At 70.1% G+C, this 18,364-nt stretch carries 14 protein-coding genes; 5 read left to right on the top strand and 9 right to left on the bottom strand.

The window, feature by feature from the left end:
• The first annotated feature begins 59 nt into the window (after positions 1 to 59).
• Positions 60 to 1,691 carry a serine hydrolase domain-containing protein gene (locus DFJ64_RS10405; RefSeq protein WP_245941055.1) on the top strand — a complete coding sequence of 544 codons (1,632 nt, stop codon included), beginning with the start codon at positions 60 to 62 and terminating at the stop codon, positions 1,689 to 1,691.
• Between the two features lie 498 nt (positions 1,692 to 2,189).
• Here the strand turns inward: DFJ64_RS10405 and DFJ64_RS10395 are convergent, their stop codons facing one another.
• Positions 2,190 to 2,546, bottom strand: a complete 357-nt coding sequence (locus DFJ64_RS10395) for a hypothetical protein (RefSeq protein ID WP_115850281.1) — start codon at positions 2,544 to 2,546, stop codon at positions 2,190 to 2,192.
• 168 nt (positions 2,547 to 2,714) lie between these two features.
• Here DFJ64_RS10395 and tdh point away from each other — a divergent pair, with 168 nt between their 5' ends.
• Both tdh and DFJ64_RS10385 read left to right on the top strand, forming a co-directional pair.
• On the top strand, positions 2,715 to 3,773 hold the full coding sequence (gene tdh, locus DFJ64_RS10390) for an L-threonine 3-dehydrogenase (RefSeq protein WP_115851978.1): 1,059 nt from the start codon (positions 2,715 to 2,717) through the stop codon (positions 3,771 to 3,773).
• A gap of 23 nt (positions 3,774 to 3,796) precedes the next feature.
• A complete protein-coding gene (locus tag DFJ64_RS10385; RefSeq protein ID WP_211310814.1) occupies positions 3,797 to 4,969 on the top strand; it encodes a glycine C-acetyltransferase in 1,173 nt (390 codons plus the stop codon).
• 158 nt (positions 4,970 to 5,127) lie between these two features.
• Here DFJ64_RS10385 and cysN read toward each other — a convergent pair whose 3' ends face one another.
• The 3 genes from cysN to DFJ64_RS10370 form a co-directional block, all read right to left on the bottom strand.
• Positions 5,128 to 6,378, bottom strand: coding sequence for a sulfate adenylyltransferase subunit CysN (gene cysN, locus DFJ64_RS10380; RefSeq protein ID WP_115850280.1), 1,251 nt, complete (start codon positions 6,376 to 6,378; stop codon positions 5,128 to 5,130).
• Positions 6,378 to 7,283 (bottom strand): sulfate adenylyltransferase subunit CysD, encoded by a 906-nt coding sequence (cysD, locus tag DFJ64_RS10375; protein ID WP_211310561.1) that lies wholly within the window; start codon positions 7,281 to 7,283, stop codon positions 6,378 to 6,380. Before cysD ends, cysN begins: the two co-directional genes overlap by 1 nt.
• 147 nt (positions 7,284 to 7,430) lie before the next feature.
• A complete protein-coding gene (locus DFJ64_RS10370) occupies positions 7,431 to 8,210 on the bottom strand; it encodes a GNAT family N-acetyltransferase (RefSeq protein WP_115850278.1) in 780 nt (259 codons plus the stop codon).
• Between the two features lie 146 nt (positions 8,211 to 8,356).
• Here DFJ64_RS10370 and DFJ64_RS10365 point away from each other — a divergent pair, with 146 nt between their 5' ends.
• Entirely contained in the window at positions 8,357 to 9,409 is a 1,053-nt protein-coding gene (locus DFJ64_RS10365; RefSeq protein ID WP_245941296.1) for a GNAT family N-acetyltransferase, read from the top strand.
• A gap of 15 nt (positions 9,410 to 9,424) precedes the next feature.
• On the opposite strand, the gene DFJ64_RS10360 is transcribed toward DFJ64_RS10365, so the two are convergent.
• Positions 9,425 to 10,102, bottom strand: coding sequence for a sugar transferase (locus tag DFJ64_RS10360; RefSeq protein WP_115850276.1), 678 nt, complete (start codon positions 10,100 to 10,102; stop codon positions 9,425 to 9,427).
• Positions 10,103 to 10,732: 630 nt separating this feature from the next.
• Here DFJ64_RS10360 and DFJ64_RS19910 point away from each other — a divergent pair.
• Complete coding sequence (locus tag DFJ64_RS19910; RefSeq protein ID WP_245941054.1) at positions 10,733 to 12,055, top strand: GH25 family lysozyme; 1,323 nt, start codon at positions 10,733 to 10,735, stop codon at positions 12,053 to 12,055.
• A 95-nt stretch (positions 12,056 to 12,150) separates the two neighbouring features.
• On the opposite strand, the gene DFJ64_RS10350 is transcribed toward DFJ64_RS19910, so the two are convergent.
• From DFJ64_RS10350 to DFJ64_RS10335, 4 genes are all read right to left on the bottom strand, one after another.
• Positions 12,151 to 13,449, bottom strand: coding sequence for a nucleotide sugar dehydrogenase (locus DFJ64_RS10350; RefSeq protein WP_115850275.1), 1,299 nt, complete (start codon positions 13,447 to 13,449; stop codon positions 12,151 to 12,153).
• Between the two features lie 100 nt (positions 13,450 to 13,549).
• The gene (locus DFJ64_RS10345; protein ID WP_115850274.1) at positions 13,550 to 14,677 is read right to left on the bottom strand and encodes a glycosyltransferase; all 1,128 of its coding nucleotides are present in this window, start codon (positions 14,675 to 14,677) and stop codon (positions 13,550 to 13,552) included.
• On the bottom strand, positions 14,677 to 15,927 hold the full coding sequence (locus tag DFJ64_RS10340) for a nucleotide sugar dehydrogenase (RefSeq protein ID WP_115850273.1): 1,251 nt from the start codon (positions 15,925 to 15,927) through the stop codon (positions 14,677 to 14,679). Before DFJ64_RS10340 ends, DFJ64_RS10345 begins: the two co-directional genes overlap by 1 nt.
• A gap of 280 nt (positions 15,928 to 16,207) precedes the next feature.
• The gene (locus DFJ64_RS10335) at positions 16,208 to 18,316 is read right to left on the bottom strand and encodes a glycosyltransferase family protein (RefSeq protein WP_115850272.1); all 2,109 of its coding nucleotides are present in this window, start codon (positions 18,314 to 18,316) and stop codon (positions 16,208 to 16,210) included.
• Between the last annotated feature and the right edge of the window lie 48 nt (positions 18,317 to 18,364).

The raw sequence follows: 18,364 nt of genomic DNA, 5'->3' as shown, positions 1-18,364 counted from the left end.
CGCCGCGAACCGGCGAGTGTCCGGCTGCGGCACCGCGCGTGACTGTCTACGCTGCCCGCATGCCTCCAGGGACCGGTTCTTCCGGACACATCGACCAGGTGACCGATCCGGCCAGCGCTCGTTCGACCTCCTCCTCGGCCGAGCACCCGGCGGAGCGGGAGGTCGACGCCTCGAGGAGGAGCGTCAGGACGAGCGACGGCCGGGACGACGGCACCATGACGCCCGCAGGCGTGCCGCCACAGACCGTGCCGGCAGAGACCGTGCTGCCAGAGACCGTGCTGCCAGAGAGCGTGCTGCCAGAAACTGGGCGAGCCCTGCTGTACCGGGTGGCGCGCGAGCAAGCCGACTCTCGGATCCCCGCCCTGGCCGTGGGCGTGGTTCGAGACGGAGCGCTGGTCTGGACGGCCGGACGCGGCCGGGTCGGCGACGCGCCACCGACCCCCTCGACGCAGTACCGGATCGGGTCGATCACCAAGACCTTTGTCGCCGTCCTCGTCGCCCGGCTCCGTGACGAGGGCCGGCTCGACTTCGCCGACCCGCTCGATCGGCACGTGCCTGGCACCGCGCTCGGCGACCGCACCATCGCCCAGCTGTTGTCGCATACATCTGGTCTCCAGGCGGAGACCGAGGGGCCGTGGTGGGAGCGCACGCCCGGGGGACCCTGGTCCGACCTGGCCGCGCAGCTCAGGCCGGAGGCGCTCCGGCACCGGGCCGGCCGCCGTCACCACTACTCGAACGTCGGCTTCGCGATCCTCGGGGAGGTCGTGGCGCGGCACCGGGGTCGCTCCTGGTGGGAGTCCCTCCGCGCGGAAATCCTCGACCCGCTGGGCATGCGCCGGACGACGTACCTGCCCGAGCCACCGCACGCGTCCGGGTTCGCCGTGCATCCCTGGGCCGACGTCCTGCTCCCCGAGCCCGCCCACGACGCGGGCGCGATGGCGGCGGCGGGGCAGCTCTGGTCGACGGTCGCCGACCTGGGCCGATGGGCGGCGTTCGTCGCCGGCGACACCGGTGACGTCCTCTCCGCCGACACGCTCGCCGAGCTGCGGGAGCCGAACATCGTCGAGCAGGGCCCGCGATGGGTCTCGGGCTACGGCCTCGGCTTCCAGATCCAGCAGCGGAACGGCCGCACGCTGGTCGGCCACGGCGGCTCCATGCCGGGATTCCTGGCCCAGCTGTGGGTCGACGTGGACGAGGCCGTGGGGGCGGTCGCCTTGGCGAACACCACCTCAGGGCTGGGCCCCGTCGCGTCGGATCTGATCGAGATCCTGCTCCAGCACGAGCCCCGGCTTCCCGACGAGTGGACGCCCCTGCCATCGCCGCCCGACGGGCTCCTCGACCTCGTGGGCACGTGGTACTGGGGCCCGACGGGGTTCATCCTGCGGGCTCGCGGCCGCGACGAGCTGGAGCTGACGCCGATCGCTCACGGCACGCGAGCGTCGAGGTTCCGCCGACGTCCGGACGGCACGTGGGTCGGCCTGGACGGCTACTACGCCGGCGAGACGCTCCGGATCGTGCGCGGACCCGACGGTCGAGTCAGCCATCTCGATCTCGCGTCGTTCATCTTCACCCGGGCGCCGTACGACCCATCGGCGCCCATTCCCGGTGGCGTCGCGAAGGAGGGCTGGACCGGCGGCGGGGCGGCTCAATCACCGAACGGCACGGCCACGCCAGGGACCGAGCCGGCATAGCGCGAGCTCAGGTCGCCCGTCGACCACGAGCTGCCCGGTGGCGGCCGCGGTGTTGCCGCCGACCGGCGGTCGGTGTCGGCGGCGACCTCACGCGGCTCGGCCGACAGAGCCACCTCGGATGTCGATCATGGCCTCTACCCTGCGGCCGCGCACACCGATACGCGCCGAGCGTGGGCGGACGAGTCCTTCGACGAAGCGGACGAGGGAGGCGTCTCCGTGGTGTGCGCGGCCATGTTCGAGGTCGACCTCGACCACGCCCGAGAAGTCATGCTGTCGCTCAGGGGCGGCGCGGTCTTGCACGTGGAGCACAAGCGGAGAAAGGACGAACCACTCCCGTGGGCCGCCGACGTCGTGGCTGGAGCATGCCGGGGAGCTCGACAGCGCGGACGGACGGAGTTTCGTGACTCGCTGGGTCTCGTGGACAGCATGCCACGTATGGCGCTATCCGCGTGCCATACGTGGCACACGCGCGTTCCACTCGGGTGTTCGCACCACCTCTCAGACGACGCCCCGGCGGGAGGTCGTACGGTTCGGACGCGTCAACGTCGCGCGGGCATGCAGGCACATGACCGTCGCCGCCTCCGCCCGACGACGGTCGGCATCGGGAGGCCAGTCCCGCGGATCCGCGAAAGCGCCGAGCGCCCGCAGAAGGATGCTCCACTGCTGACGCGGCAGGACCGAGCGCAGGTCGGTGATGGTGCCGACCGAGTCGCCACTCGCAACGTGACGAGCCAGGATGGCGGTGCCCGCCAACGCCAAGGCCTGCAGACCCGCCTGCCCCAGGGCTATCGGGTCGATCTCGGAGAGAAGCTCGGGGAGCGACGCTCGAGGCTCATCGAGCGGTTTCGAATACATGTTCGAATGCTAGCAGTCTGGAGCCGGCTCACACCAGCGCGCCACGACACGACCTGACGTTCGCCAGGACCACCCACGGGTGGTGGTGTCGGAGGGCGGGCCTTGGGCAGAAGGACCTGGGGGCCACGCCGGCCCCCGGCGGGAGATCCCCCGGCGGGAGATATGGCCATGCGTGCGCTGGTGAAGGCCAAGGCCGAACCGGGTCTGTGGCTGGAGGACGTGCCCGACCCGACGCCTGGCGCGGGTGAGGTCCTCATCCGGGTGTGGCAGACCGGCATCTGCGGAACCGACCTGCACATCGTGGCCTGGGACGACTGGGCTCGCCGACATGTGCCGACCCCGCTCATCCTCGGACACGAGTTCGTCGGACAGGTGGTCGAGCTGGGTCCCGGTGTCGAGGACGTCGCCGTCGGCGACATCGTCAGTGGCGAGGGACACCTGGTGTGTGGACGCTGCCGCAACTGCATGGCCGGCCGGCGGCACCTGTGCGCGCGGACCGAGGGCATCGGTGTGACCCGGGCGGGCGCCTTCGCGGACTACCTCACCCTGCCGGCGAGCAACGTCTGGACGCACCCGCCCGACATCAACCTCGACGTGGCGGCGATCTTCGATCCGTTCGGCAACGCCGTCCACACCGCGTTGACCTTTCCGGTGCTCGGCGAGGACGTCCTCATCACCGGAGCCGGGCCGATCGGCATCATGGCGGCGGCCGTCGTGCGCCACGCGGGCGCGCGGTTCGTCGTCATCACCGACGTCAACGACTACCGGCTTCGGCTCGCCGAGCGCATGGGGGTCACCAAGGCGGTGGACGCCACGACGACCTCGTTGGCGGACGTCCAACGCGAGCTCGGCATGAAGGAAGGCTTCGACGTCGGCCTGGAGATGTCGGGACACCCCAGCGCCCTGCCCACCATGGTCGAGTCGATGGCACACGGGGGCCGCATCGCCGTGCTCGGCCTGCCGTCCGGCCCGGTCAGCGTCGACTGGAGTCAAGTCGTGCTGTCCATGCTCACGATCAAGGGGATCTACGGACGGCAGATGATGGACACCTGGTACGCGATGTCCGTCCTCGTCGCGGACGGTCTCGACATCACCCCGGTCATCACCCACCGGTATCCCTCCGCCGAGTACGAAGAGGCGCTCGCGACGGTCAGGAGCGGTCAGTGCGGCAAGGTCCTCCTGGACTGGAGGCCGACGCCCGACCACCCGGCCGACGCGACACCGTGAGAGGAGCGACGGTGTACGGACGGATGCGCGACCACCTGCGCGCCACCTTGGACGAGATCCGCGCCGAAGGGCTGACGAAGAACGAGCGTCCGTTGAGCACACCGCAGGGCGCCCGGGTCGCGGTCGCCGGTGGTCAACCGGTGCTCAACCTCTGCGCCAACAACTACCTCGGTCTCGCGGACCACCCCGACCTCATCGCCGCGGCCACAAAGGGCCTGGACGAGTGGGGCTTCGGCATGGCGTCGGTTCGCTTCATCTGTGGCACCCAGGAGCTGCACAAGCGGCTCGAACAGCGGATCTCGGCGTTCCTCGGAACCGAGGACACGCTGCTGTACAGCTCGTGCTTCGACGCCAACACCGGTCTGTTCGAGACGCTGCTCGGGCCGGAGGACGCCGTCATATCCGACGAGCTGAACCACGCCAGCATCATCGACGGGATCCGCCTGTGCAAGGCGCGCCGCCTGCGCTACCGCAACGCCGACATGGCCGACCTGGAGAAGCAGCTCCAGAACGCCGCCGACGCGCGGTTCCGACTGATCGCCACCGACGGCGTCTTCTCCATGGACGGTTACCTGGCGCCGCTCGCCGACATCTGCGACCTCGCCGACGAGTACGACGCCCTAGTGATGGTGGACGACTCCCACGCGGTCGGGTTCGTCGGCGAGCACGGGAAGGGGACGCCGGAGCTGCACGGAGTCAGCGACCGCGTGGACGTGATCACGGGCACCCTCGGCAAGGCGCTCGGTGGGGCCAGCGGCGGCTACACGAGCGGACGTGCGGAGATCATCGAGCTGCTGCGGCAGCGCTCCCGGCCCTACCTGTTCTCGAACGCCCTGGCGCCGGCGATCGCCGCGGCGGCGTTGCGCGCGTTCGACCTGCTCGAGACCTCCGACGACCTTCGCCAGCGCCTGTGGGACAACACCGCCTTCTTCCGGAGCCGCATGGTGGAGCTGGGCTTCGACGTGCTGCCCGGACAGCACCCGATCGTCCCGGTGATGTTCGGCGACGCCGTGGTCGCCAGCCGCATGGCGGCGACCCTGCTCGACCTCGGCGTCTACGTCACCGCCTTCTCCTACCCGGTCGTCCCGCGCGGGACAGCACGGATCCGCACGCAGATGTCGGCCGCCCATACCCGGGACGACCTCGAGCGGGCAGCCCAGGCCTTCGCGGAGGCTCGGGCGATCGTGCTGGGCTGAGCGCTCGACGTTGGGCTGAGTCCGCGCTGGCTGGGACCGTGCTGGCTCGAGACGGTGCTTGCTTGGCAGGGCTTCCTTGGCAGTACTTCCTTACTTCCTTACTTCCTTGGCAGCGCCGCCTGGGCGGTGCTGCCTGGGCGGTGCTGCCTGGAACGGGGTCAGCTCGCGTCCACCACCATCGCGGCGCCGACGGTGACGTTCGTCGCCTCGTCGACGATGATGAACCCGCCCGTCAGCCGGTTGCGTGCGTACTCGTCGACGAACAGCGGCTGCGCGATCCGCAGGCTGACCCGGCCGATCTCGTTGAGCTTGAGCTCCTCCGCCGACATGTTGCGGTGCAGCGTGTTGACGTCGAGCTGGTAGTGCAGCCGCTTGACGATCGCCTTCGCCCACCGGGTGGTGTGCTTGACCAGGATCCGCTGACCTGGCCGGAGCGGCTCGTCGACCATCCAGCACACCATCGCGTCGATGTTCTGGGCGGAGCGGGGGGCGTTGTGCGGCCGGCAGATCATGTCGCCCCGGGAGACATCGATGTCGTCAGTGAGTCGGACGGTCACCGACATGGGCGGGAACGCCTCCTCGACCGGCCCGTCCGCGGTCTCGATGTGGGAGACGTGCGACGTCATCCCGGACGGCAGCACCATGATCTCGTCGCCCGGCTTGAGCACACCGCCCACCATCTGGCCGGCGTACCCGCGGTAGTCGTGGAACTCGTTCGACTGAGGCCGGATGACGTACTGGACCGGCAGGCGCACGTCGACCAGGTTCCGGTCGCTGGCGATGTGGACGTTCTCCAGGTGGTGCAGGAGCGACGGCCCGTCGTACCACGGCATGTTCGTCGAGCGCTGCACGACGTTGTCGCCCTCGAGCGCGGAGATCGGGATGACCTCCAGGTCGGGGATGGTGAGCTTGGTGGCGAAGCCCAGGAACTCCTGCTTGATCTTGTCGAAGACGACCTGGTCGTAGCCCACCAGGTCCATCTTGTTGACGCACAGGACCAGGTGCGGGACCCGCAGCAACGAGACCAGGAACGCGTGGCGACGGGTCTGCTCGACGATCCCGTTGCGCGCGTCGACCAGGATGAGCGCCAGGTCGACGTTCGACGCCCCGGTCACCATGTTCCGGGTGTACTGGATGTGGCCGGGCGTGTCGGCGATGATGAACTTCCGCTTCGGCGTGGCGAAGTATCGGTAGGCCACGTCGATGGTGATGCCTTGCTCGCGTTCGGCGCGCAGACCGTCCGTGAGCAGCGCGAGGTTGGTGTAGTCGTACCCCTTGGCGCGGCTGGTCTGCTCAACCGCCTCCAGCTGGTCTTCGAAGATCGCCTTGGAGTCGTAGAGAAGCCGCCCGATCAGCGTGCTCTTGCCGTCGTCGACGCTGCCCGCCGTAGCGAATCGCAACAGATCCACTAGAAGTACCCTTCGCGCTTGCGATCTTCCATGGCCGCTTCGCTGAACCGGTCATCCGCCCTCGTCGCGCCGCGTTCGGTCACCCGACTGGTCGCGACCTCGGCGATGATCTCCTCCACCGTCGACGCGGTGGACAGCACCGCGCCCGTACAGGAGATGTCACCGACCGTGCGGTAGCGGACCGTCGCGGAGAACACCTCCTCACCCTCGCGGCGAGGCAGGACGTCGGACTCGGCCAGCAGCATGCCGTCGCGGTAGAAGACGTTGCGCTGGTGGGCGAAGTAGATCGACGGGATCTCGAGGCCGTCCTCGGCGATGTACTGCCAGACGTCCAGCTCGGTCCAGTTCGACAGCGGGAACGCTCGGATCGACTCGCCGGGATGGATACGGCCGTTGTAGATGTTCCACAGCTCCGGCCGCTGGTTCTTCGGATCCCACTGCCCGAACTCGTCCCGGAAGGAGAAGACCCGCTCCTTGGCGCGCGCCTTCTCCTCGTCGCGGCGTGCCCCGCCGAGCAGCGCGTCGAAACCGTGCTTTTCCACCGTCTCCAGGAGCACCTGGGTCTGCAGCCGGTTGCGGCTCTGGCCTGGCCGCTCGCGGATCCGTCCGGCGTCGATGGCCTCCTGGACCGAGCCCACCACCAGGCGCAGGCCGAGCTCCTTCACCCGACGGTCGCGGAACTCCAGGACCTCCGGAAAGTTGTGGCCGGTGTCGATGTGGAGCACCGCGAATGGAATCCGCGCCGGCCAGAAGGCCTTCTCCGCGAGCCGGAGCATGACGCAGGAATCCTTACCACCCGAGAACAGCAGCGCCGGCCGCTCGAACTCGGCCGCGACCTCCCGGATGATGTGGATCGACTCAGCCTCGAGCGCCCGTAGGTTCGACAACCGGTAATCGACGGGCATCACACCACCTGGTAGGGCAATCGGACGAACAGTCGCCAGCGATGCTACCTGGGCTTCGCCACAAGCCCGCGACCTTGCCGTGGACTGGACCGCACCCGGCAGCGCGCCCGACCTGGCGTGCACCTCGAGCCGGAGCTCGGGAGGCGTTCACCTGGGGGAAGGTTTCACCTCGAGGCGGAGCCGCCGAAAGATTGCCAGCCGGGTGCCGTCCACGTCGGCCGACTCGTCGACGACGAACATCCGCTCGGGTGCCGGCAGGACGTCCGACAGGTCCCTGACCAGGGCGGCCAGCTCACCCGGGCCAGGTACCGCGCCAAGCCGCCAGCCGCCGGGCAGCACCCGCACCGTCAGGGTCGCGTCAGCTCGTCGTACTCCCAGGTCGCCGAAGCCGTAGGCGGCGTGGTGGGCCGCGAACGCCGGCCAGTCTGCGAGCCGCCAGGTCGACGATCCCGCCGGCGCCTCTCCCGCGTTCGGCTCACCGAGCGAGACCCAGCTCGAACCGCCCACCTCCGTGAAGCCCAGCCGCTCGTACAAGGCGGCCGCCGCGGCGTTGTCACTGGCGACGTCCAGCTCGATCGCGCCACAGCCCAGACGGCGTGCCAGGGCGACGCCGTCGAGGAGCAACCGTCGTCCTACGCCGTTCCTCCGCCAGGCAGGAGCCACCGCCACCCCGTTGAGGAAGAGGCTGGATCCGAGCACGCGCCAGTCGGCTACGCCCGCGAGGTCGTCGTTCGCGAACGTCCCGCGCAGCAGCAGAGTGCGGTGTGGTCTCGGCACCGCGTGGGCCGCGGCGAGGAAGCGTCCGAACCGGTCGCTGTCATACGGCGTGAGCCCAGCGCACGGAGTCGGGACGACGAGTCGGAGCAGCGCCGCCGCCTCCTCGAACCCGTCCTCGACGTCGCGGACCACGAGGTCGGCAGGCCCCATCCGCCTCACCCGGCCACGCGCATGGGACGACGACCTCTAGGCTTGCCCAGGCCGCTGTCGCCTACCATCCTTCGGCCCTCCACTCCCACATCGGCATGGACTCTCGACACATCGGTTTGAACCCTGGACACATCGGTTTGAGCACTGTGATCACGCTCGACGACGAGTCGGCCTGGCTCGCCGGTCTGGAGTCGGCTGGCGGGTACGACACTTACCACCTGCCCGCCTACCAGCGGCTCGCCACACCCGACGGGTGTACGTCGGTTCTGCTGACGTACGAGTCCGAGGGCGTGCACGTCGCGCTGCCCCTGACGCTTCGACCGCTACCGGCCGAGGTCCGACGAGCGACCGGCTACGAGTACGACGCGACGTCGGTCTACGGCTACCCGGGTCCGGTGTGCGACGTCCCGGCGGACAATCTCGGCGAGGAGTGGCGACGGGCGTTCGCGGACTGGTTCACGAAGGTCTGCGCCGAGCTCTCGGTCCTCTCGGTGTTCGTCCGCACCAACCCACTGCTGGACGCCAGTGGCCTGTTCACGACCGGGCCGTTCGTGCCGCGTTCGGCCACGCCGACCGTCGCGGTCGACCTCACCCTCGGCCGAGAGGAGCGGCTGGCGCGCGCGTCGGCGCACCATCGGCGGGCGCTGCGCAAGTCGGCGCAGCACGGGTTGACGTTCGTCCGCGACCACAGCGCGTCAGCCGTCACCGGCTTCACCACCTGCTACCTGGAGACGATGGCCAAGCACAACGCGGCCGACTCCTACCTGCTCGACGAGGCCCGGGTGCGGCGCATGCTGACCGAGCTCGGTGAGCACGCGGAGCTGTGGGTGGCCCGCAAGCCAGACGGCGAGGTGGCGAGCGCGGCGATCTTCCTGCGCACGAACGGGATCGTGCAGTACCACCTCGGCGGCACCCGGACAGCCGACTACGCGCTCGGAGCGGCCCGGCCACTGTTCGAGGCGGTCGCGGAGGAGTCGCACCGACGCGGTGACCGCTGGCTGCACCTCGGTGGAGGCGTCGGGGGCGACAACGACAGCCTGTTGCGCTTCAAAGGCGGGTTCGGCCCCGACCGCTTCACCTACCGCACGATCACCGCCGTCCTCGATGAGGAGGCCTACCGGGCCGCCGCGCGGGCCGTCGGACTCGACCCGGACCGAGCGTTCTTCCCGGCCTACCGCACGGCAGGACTCGGCGTGTGAGCCCTGCCGTGCCGGTCAGCCGGCGCGCAGGAGCTCGCGGTCGCGCGACGTGAGGATGAGCTGGTGAGTCGGAGCGTCGCCACGCTCCTCGTCCAGGTCGCTCATCAGCGCCCGGGTGTCCACAACCACGCCTTCGCGGGCGAAGACCATCTTGATCGTCTGCAGGATGATCTTGAAGTCCAGCCACAGCGACCAGCGGTCGACGTACTCGACGTCGAGGCTGAGGCGCGTGCTCCAGCTCACCGTGTTGCGGCCGGCGATCTGAGCCAATCCGGTGATGCCGGGGCGCACGTCGAACCGCCGCCGCTCGTAGGGGGTGTACCACTGGTCGTACTTCGGGAGCAGCGGCCGCGGGCCCACGATGCTCATGTCGCCGCGGAGCACGTTGATGAGCTGTGGGATCTCGTCGAGGCTCAGCTTGCGCAGGAGTCGACCCAAGCGGGTGAGGCGTCGGTGGTCCGGCAGCAGCTGACCGTTGGCGTCACACCGGTTGGTCATGGTCCGGAACTTCAGGACCGTGAACGGCCGACCATGCATGCCGGTGCGGCGCTGACGAAAGATGGCGGGTGAGCCGAGCCGCCAGCGGACCAGGACCCAGACCGCGAGCGCGACAGGAGCGAGAACGACCAGCCCGACCAGTGCGAACACGATGTCGAAGCCACGCTTGACACCGCGTGCGACCCGATGTCTCACAACACCCCCACGTGTCGAAGGCAGGCTTGCCGTGGGACGACCGCCGCACGGCCGTGCGAGAGGCGGGGACGAGCATGCCGCCCGTTCGCCGCGACCGGTCGCAGCCGACCACCCGCGCTACCAACGATCAGCCGAGCGAGCGGTTACGACTCGCCCGTGGGCAGGTGGGAAGCGACCGGCCCCACCACTCCACGTGCCAAACGCCCTACCCGGCCGGCTGGTTGCGAATCGGTACCTAACGTTTTGATTACGACGCATCGTGCGTTCGTGAGGAACCGCCAGCGCCGGCTCCGACGACTCACGCAGGTGCCCTCATACGTCACATGAAGGCCTCTCCAGACTTCCGCCGCGCTCTACACCAAGTCGACACGAACTTCCCGGGATTTCCCGCATTGTGGACACCTCGATTTGAGGCTCTCCATGGCGGTCTCGCAGAATGCCGAGGCCGGCGACGGGGGTCGCACCCGGCAGCCTCCCCACGGCTCCCGACCGTCGCATCAGCGACCCGACCCAGACCGGCGCGCGCGGGCGCGTCGATCGGTCACCTGTGCCCTCACGCCGAGGCCACCTCGTGCGAGGTGGACGACGTCGGGACCGTGTGCCCTTGCCCCCGACCCGAGGAGATCTTTCGTGCGGCCATCCGCCTCCCAGAATCCCAAGCGTCGCTGGTTCGGCGTCTCGCCCTTGCTCGACCGGATCACCAGGGCCCCATGGTTCCGCGGGGCCCGCAAGAAGGCGGCCCAGGTGCGGTCGGCTCAGGTGCGGTCGGCCGAGACGGCGCGGGCAAGCGCCGCGCGCCTGGCGCCCCTCATCCGTCGGCTCATCACCGCTCCCACCAGGAGCGGCCACGGCATGAAGGCGGTCCTCGGGGTGCTCGCGGTCGCCGTCGCGCTGGCCGCCCCGACCTACACCGCCCTCTCCTCCCACAACGAGCTCGGCTCAACGTCGGACGACGAGGCCGACCCAACCCTCGGCGTCGTCGGTTTCGCCCAGGTCGCACCGCCCGACCGGCCGGCGTCCGCCACGGAACCGCACAAGGCGGCGCTCGGAACCCCGCCCCGGGCACCGCGAGACGAGGCGGCCACCGACGACTCCGCCCGGAGCTCGGAGGCGGCCTCCCGGGCGGACCGCCGGGTCGCCCCGTCGTCGAAGGGTGCGGCCGCTGGCGGAAAGGCCGTCGCGGAAGCGGCGCCGAAACCGACGCAACCCGAGCCCACGGCCGAGCCCCAGCCCGACCAGCCGACGGCCACGGCGACGCCCACGTCGAAGCCCACGCCCACCAAGAACCCCTACGCCGCCCACGAGGCCCGCTTCGGCCCCGGCAACAAGTGGGTCCGCGTGAGGGGCATGGACGTCGCGAGCCACCAGGGCTACGTCGACTGGGACTACTGGTGGAAGCAAGGGAAGCGGTTCGTCTTCATCAAGGCCACCGAGGGCACCTCCTACGTCAACCCGTTCTACAAGCACGCCTGGGACGGCTCCCGGAAGGTTGGCATGCTCCGCGGCGCCTACCACTTCGGCCGACCCGACACCAGCAGTGGCGCCGCGCAGGCCCGGTACTTCGTCGCCAACGGCGGAGGGGGCAAGGGGGACGGATGGACCCTTCCCGGCGTCCTCGACATCGAGTTCGGCGAGGCGGTCGGCGTGGCGACCTGCTACAACCGCTCGCCCCAGGAGCTCGCCGCCTGGATCGACGACTTCGTCACCACGTACGAGAAGCTCACCGGCCGGAAGGCGATCATCTACACCAACACCAGCTGGTGGCAGCAGTGCGTTGGATCGCACCGGTCCTTCGAGGACAACCCCCTGTGGATCGCCAACTACGACGGCCAGGTGGGTCCGCTGCCGCCGGGTTGGAAGAGGCACACCTTCTGGCAGTACACCGACACACCGCTGGACCAGAACTACTTCAGCGGCTCGTACGCCGAGCTGAAGCAGCTCGCCAGCAAGTGAGTCGTGACGGGGCGCCGGCATCCCGCGGGAGTCGGCGCCCCGTCGTCACGACGTTCGCAGGCGTCCTCGGCCTGGACGTCGGTGGCTTGAGGTGATCAGGACGCGGAGGCGACCCCGATCACCCGACGCGCCACCCCGACCCACCGCGCCGGATCGGTGATCGCTCGACCGTCGACGAGCGCGCGCACACCGGGCAGGTCCGCGGGGCCGAGGTCGCGATACTCGGGGTGGTCGGCTTGGATGACCGCCGCGTCGACCGGCTCGCCCAGGTGGTAGGGCTTGAAGCCCAGACCGGACAGCTCCGCGTCGTCGTAGAGCGGGTCGTGGACGACCACCTCAGCGCCCCGCTCACGCAGCGCCTCGACGGTCGGGAACACTCCCGAGAACGCCGTCTCCTTCACACCACCCCGGTAGGCGGCACCGAGCACGACCACGCGGGCGCCGGCGAGGTCACCGTACGCCTGCGCCAGCAGGTCGACCGCGTACGCCGGCATCGCGACATTCGCCTCCCGAGCGGCCCGCACCACCGTGGCGTCCGGGTCGTTCCACAGGTAGAGGCGGGGATAGACCGGGATGCAGTGCCCACCCACCGCGATGCCAGGCCGGTGGAGGTGGCTGTAGGGCTGAGAGTTGGCGGCCTCCATCACCTGGAGGAAGTCGATCCCCTGCCGGTCGGCGAAGCGCGCGAACTGGTTCGCCAACGCGATGTTGACGTCTCGATACGTCGTCTCGGCGAGCTTGACCAGCTCGGCTGCCTCAGCCGATCCGAGATCCCAGACGCCGTTCGGTCGCGGCAGGTCCGGCCGCTCGTCGAAGTCGAGCACCGCCTCGTAGAACGCCCTCGCTCGTGCGGCCCCCTCCGGGCCCAGCGCGCCGATGATCTTGGGGTACTTCCGCAGGTCAGCGAAGACTCGGCCGGTCAGCACACGCTCGGGCGAGAACGCCACCCAGAAGTCGACGCCCTCGGTGAGCCCTGACGCCCGCTCCAGCGCGGGCTTCCACCGACCTCGAGTCGTCCCCACGGGGAGCGTCGTCTCGTACAGAACGGTCGTGCCGGCGGTGAGGTGGGCACCGATCCCCGCGGTCGCCTCGTCCATCCAGCCGAAGTCGGGAACGCCGTCGGGGTCGACGAACAACGGAACGACCACGACGATGTACTCGGCGTCGGGGACCGCTCGGGCGTAGTCATCGGTGGCGGTCAACGCGCCCTCGGAGACCACCTGCTTGAGCCGGGTGGCCAGCTCGGCCTCGCCGGGAAACGGCTCCGTCCCCTCGTTGACCAGCTCGACGACACGCGGGTTGATGTCGACGCCGGTCACCGTGTGCCCCTTGCCGGCGTACTGAACGGCGAGAGGCAAGCCGATCTTGCCCAGGCCGACGACTGTGATCCTCACGTGCGCGCCTTTCCGAACCGGGACGGAGCAGGACGAACCGCTAGCGTAGCGCCGCACCGGCCGCGGACGGGCGTCGAGTCGTGGGTCCGCGGCAGCCGCCTCAGCTGGTGCCGAGCGTCAAGCACGGGTTCGGCCGGGCCGCCTTGGCCCACGCCTCCATCCGGCCCAGGAAGTCGCGGGCGGTGTCCGGCCAGTGGTAGCCCACCCGGGCGGCCTGGTGTCCACGCTGACCCATCTGGACCCGCAGCTCCGCGTCGTCACGCAGCCGAAGCACCGCCCGCGCGGTCGCCTCGGGGTCGTCGAACGGGACGACCAGCCCGCAGCCGTGGATCTGGATGAGCGACACCGCCGCTGGCAGCGGCGTCGTCACCACCGGGACCCCCTGAGCCATGTACTCCAACACCTTCGTCGGCATGGAGTGCCGGTAGTTCGGCAGGTCCCGGAGCAGCGACAGGCCGCACAAGGCGCCCCGCACGAGAGCCATCGCCTTGTCGTTGGCGACGAAACCGTGCCAGTGGACATCGCCCGCCTCCTGCGCCGCCAGCAGGAGCCGGCGGGCGTGGTTGTCGGCGTGGCCGATGACGTCGAAGGTGACGCCGTGACCGCGCAGCAGCCGTGCCGCCTCGACCATCACGTCCACGCCACGGGCTCGCGCCAGGTGTCCGACGTAGACGACGCGGCGCTCGCCCGGCGGGACGACAGCGTCCGGGACGTAGGTCGTGTTGGGGATGACCGGATGGATGCCGCGGAAGCGGGCGCGGTAGCCCTCCTCGGCGAGGATCAGCCGCACCGTCCGCTCGGCACGTCCCTCCATCAGCCGAATCCCCGCGCGGGCCAGCGGGCGCAGCGCGCCGGGGATCCAGCTCTTGGCGACCAGGGCCGCCCCGGTGTCCTCGTGCACGTCCCACACGACCGCGCCCGCGAACGTCAGCCCCGGCAGCACGAGGAGCAGCTCAGGGTCGTGGAGCAGGACGATGTCGGCGTCCCGGCCTCGTTCCCGCAACACTCGCCGCGCGGCTCGAAGCGCCGCCACCCTCGACCTCCCGGAGGCGCGGGGCAGGTCGATGGCCTCGATCTCAGGCCACACCTCAGCGTCGTACGCGGAGAAGGGGGCGGCGTAGGTCACGCTGTACCCCGCCTCCACCATCGCCTTGATCTGGCGATGGAGGATGCGCGCGTCTTGCGGGTGGTGCACCACCGTGCACACCAGCACGCGCAGCGGCGGCATCAGAGGACCTCAGCAGTCCCGTCGGTGACCCGTCCTCGGGTGTCGAACAGCAGCCGAGCCGCGCGGAGCGTCTCCACGTCGTACGCCTCGTGGTCTTGCAGCAGCACGGTGACGTCCGCGGACCTGAGCGCGTCCAGCAGCGGCTCAGCGCGTGGCACCGGCTCGCCGTCGACCTCCCACTCGGGAACGTACGGGTCGTGGAACTGGAGCTTGGCTCCCATCCGTCGCAGGCGACGCGCCACCTGCGGAGCGGGCGACTCGCGCTGGTCGGCGATGTTGGGCTTGTACGTCACGCCGAGCAGCAGCACCGACGAGCCCTTGACCGACCGGCCCGCCTCGTTGACCAGATCCTGGACCCGCTGCGCGACGTACGCCGGCATCCGCTGGTTGATCTCCTGCGCCAGCTCCACGAACCGGAACGGGTACCCCAACCGCTTGACCTTGTACGACAGGTAGTTGGGGTCGATCGGGATGCAGTGCCCACCGACGCCTGGGCCGGGGTAGAACGGCTGGAAGCCGAACGGCTTGGTCGAGGCGGCCGCGATCGCGTCGCGCAAGTCGATGCCGAGCTCGTGGCAGAAGATCGCCATCTCGTTGACGAGGGCGATGTTGACGTGACGGTAGGTGTTCTCGAGCAGCTTGGCCATCTCGGCCTCGCGGGTGCCCTTCGCCCGAACCACGCGGTCGCAGATCTTGGCGTAGAACGCCTCCGCTCGCTCGGCGCACTTGGGCGTGTGCCCACCCACCACCTTCGGCGTGTTCCGCAGCCCGTACTGCTTGTTGCCCGGGTCGATGCGCTCCGGCGAGTAGGCGAGCGCGAAGTCCTCACCGGCGCGCAGGCCGGACTTCTCCAGGATGGGCCGGACGAGCTCGTCGGTCGTTCCGGGGTAGGTGGTGGACTCCAAGACCACCAGCATGCCGGCGCGCAGGTGCCGCGACACCATCTCGGCCGCCGACGTCACGGCGGTCAGGTCGGGCCCGCCGTCCTCATCGAGCGGCGTGGGAACGCAGAGGACCACGGTGTCAGCGCCGGCCACAGCCTCCTCGTCCGTGGTCGCGACGAAGCCGGCACGCAGCATCTGCGCCACGTCGTCGTCGGAGATGTCGTCGACGTGGGAGCGACCGGCCATCAGCCCTTCGACGACGGCCGACGAGATGTCGAAGCCGACGACACGGAGGCCGGATCGGCAGGCTTCCCGGACCAGTGGCAGGCCGACATAGCCAAGCCCGACGACAACGAGGTCACACACGTTCGGGACTCTAAGTGCGTACGCGCCGCCGACGCGGCCGTTTGGACAGGTCACAGTGGAGATTTAAGAAAAAGTTACCATCTTGGCCGCCTCCTCGACGCCGGTTCGGTTCCCGCCGGACCAGGCGTGGAGGCGACGACCCCGGGGCGGACGTCGCGTTCGGGCCGAGACAGCAGATCTCCACGCGACCGAGTCTTCCAGGCCATACCCGACCTCCCACCCAGCACCCCTCACGTGGCGGTCCCGGGCACGCGACTGCGTCTCGCACGCGCGCCGCTGGTTACGGAGCGAGCCGCAGCGACTCGTCGACGTAGGCGGCGAACCGCTGCCTCGCCTTCTCGGCGTGGCCGTACGAGAGGTCGACCCACGCCTCGACGACTTGGGTGGGGTCGAAGCGGCGGGCCACCTCCTCCTTGGCCTGCTGCGACCGCTCCTCCCACACCGCTGGGTCGGCGCTCTCGAGCACCTTGGCCACCGCGTCGTCGAGGGACGCGCTGACGTTCTCGGCGCCGTAGGCCTCGGCGGCGCCCTCCCAGCCGCGGATCACCGGCACCGCGCCCGAGCCCATGCCCTCGCACAACGCCACGTGCGAGCCCTCGACGTCGGAGAGGGAGAGGATGTGGCCCACCTTGCGGAACCAGGCGGCCATGTCGCGCCCGAAGGCGTCGAAGACCACGGCACCCCGCAGCAGCGGATCCTTCTCCACCCGCTCCAACGCCCGCTGGACCTGGCGACGCTCCTCCGCCGACTCCCACGACGGTGGGTGCGCCCAGCCCATCTGAGAACGCACCAGCAGGCTGAACCGCGGATCCTCCCGGCGGATCGCCGCCAGCAGGTCCAGGGCGAGGTCGAACCGCTTGAGGCTCGGCACGATCCCGACCATCCCGAGAGTGAAGCGGGCGTCGGGATACTTCGGCCGGTCCAGGTTCGCCAGGTCGGTGTAGTTGGGGATGTAGACCAGCTTGTCGGCCGGCCAGCCGAGCTCGTCGCGAATCCGGCGACCCATGTGGGGCGCGATGTAGACGACCGCGTCCACCGCGTCGATGTCGATCTGGCGAGGGTAGGCGCTCTCGATCTCGAACCGGTGCAGACGTACCACGAGGTACTGGTCGGGCCGTTTGACCTTGGACAGCCAGACCGCGTTCGGCCGCGCCCACTCGGCGACGAGAGTCTGCGCGGAGCGCGCGAGGTTCTCGGTGATCCCGTCGTTCTTGGCGCTGGCGCTGCGCCACTCGTCCACCACGAGGTCGAAGTCGGGTCGCTCACCCAAGACGCGGGCGAGGTCCCGCATGAACTTCATGTCGTACCCGAAGACCCGGACCCGCAGGGGCGAGGCGCCCGCCGGCACCTGGTCAGCGGGGGGAGGCAGTGCCGCGAGCAGCCGTCGGACGCCCGCGGCCTGCGCCGAGGCGCTCCAGTCGGGCGCGGACCCGCCGGTCGCGCGGTCGGGTGTGGCGCCCCACGTGTCGCGTTCCGGTGGCAACCAGGGCCCGCCCTCACCGCGGAGCCGCGCCACCGCCCACGAGTACTCGGTGGGCGTCGGCTCGTCGAGCAGCCGCCGCCACAGCAGCAGGTGCGAGGGGATGTCGGTCGGGTGGACGTCGAGCGTCGGGGGACGCTTCTCCGGGTCGACTCCTGCAGGCGTTCCCCCACCGCAGGTCGGGCAGGCACGGTCTGACGCGAGGGGCGGCAGAACCACCGTGCGCACGGGTCCGGCGACCCGCTCGAGGATGCCAGCGGCGTCCAGACTGTCGGTGACGAGCCCGCCGATCTCCGACACCGCCTCACGCAGCGGACCAGCCCACGTGACCGGCTCACCGGGCGCGGACCGCTCCGGCGGGATGGCGAGCAGCCAGACGACCCCCGCCGGCACACCCGACCGGACAGCGGCGAGGGCGCCCTCGGGCGATTCGGCGAGCACCAGCCGCGCCCTCGTCAGACCACGCAGGCGGGGGTCCGACTCCGACGGCGGACTGACTCTCACCGTGTCCTGGACACCCGACGGAGGCGGCACCGATCGGGGCATTCGGTCGGCGACCCGGGCCTCGAGCTCCCGCCCTACCCGACCCGCGGCCGCCCGCACCCGACGGCCCGCCGTCACGACACCGGCTCGAGCGACACGGCCCATGAACTGGAGCGCGAGCACGGCTGTCGACTGCTCACGCGCCGGACGCCGCGTGTGGGACGGCGGCGGGGCGGGACGTTCCGGTTGTTCCCGCTCAAGCGGCGACCACGGGATCTCCCGCACGTCCAGGCCGGCCTCGGCGAATGCCGCGTGGACACTCGCCCGCCAGCAGCACACGCCTGGCCACGCCGGCCACCTCTCCTCACGGAGGAGAACGACGGTGTTCGTCCCGACCGGCGTGCCGGTCTCCTGGTCTTCGGTCATGCCAACCTGATGGACGCCGTGAGGCGTGTCGTCGACCACGAAAAAGGC

Origin of the sequence: Thermasporomyces composti, assembly GCF_003386795.1 — a bacterium.
In the GTDB taxonomy this organism is placed as follows: Bacteria; Actinomycetota; Actinomycetes; order Propionibacteriales; family Actinopolymorphaceae; genus Thermasporomyces; species Thermasporomyces composti.
The sequence above is the reverse complement of the archived record's forward strand: the minus strand, read 5'-3'. Positions and strand labels throughout refer to the sequence as shown.

Excerpts from the sequence above, each read along its gene's own strand:
- tdh (WP_115851978.1), top strand. The coding sequence starts at position 2,715 with ATGCGTGCGCTGGTGAAGGCCAAGGCCGAACCGGGTCTGTGGCTGGAG.
- DFJ64_RS10395 (WP_115850281.1), bottom strand. The coding sequence starts at position 2,546 with ATGTATTCGAAACCGCTCGATGAGCCTCGAGCGTCGCTCCCCGAGCTT.
- DFJ64_RS10335 (WP_115850272.1), bottom strand. The coding sequence starts at position 18,316 with ATGACCGAAGACCAGGAGACCGGCACGCCGGTCGGGACGAACACCGTC.
- DFJ64_RS10405 (WP_245941055.1), top strand. The coding sequence starts at position 60 with ATGCCTCCAGGGACCGGTTCTTCCGGACACATCGACCAGGTGACCGAT.
- DFJ64_RS10385 (WP_211310814.1), top strand. The coding sequence starts at position 3,797 with ATGCGCGACCACCTGCGCGCCACCTTGGACGAGATCCGCGCCGAAGGG.
- DFJ64_RS10345 (WP_115850274.1), bottom strand. The coding sequence starts at position 14,677 with ATGCCGCCGCTGCGCGTGCTGGTGTGCACGGTGGTGCACCACCCGCAA.
- DFJ64_RS10370 (WP_115850278.1), bottom strand. The coding sequence starts at position 8,210 with ATGGGGCCTGCCGACCTCGTGGTCCGCGACGTCGAGGACGGGTTCGAG.
- cysD (WP_211310561.1), bottom strand. The coding sequence starts at position 7,283 with ATGCCCGTCGATTACCGGTTGTCGAACCTACGGGCGCTCGAGGCTGAG.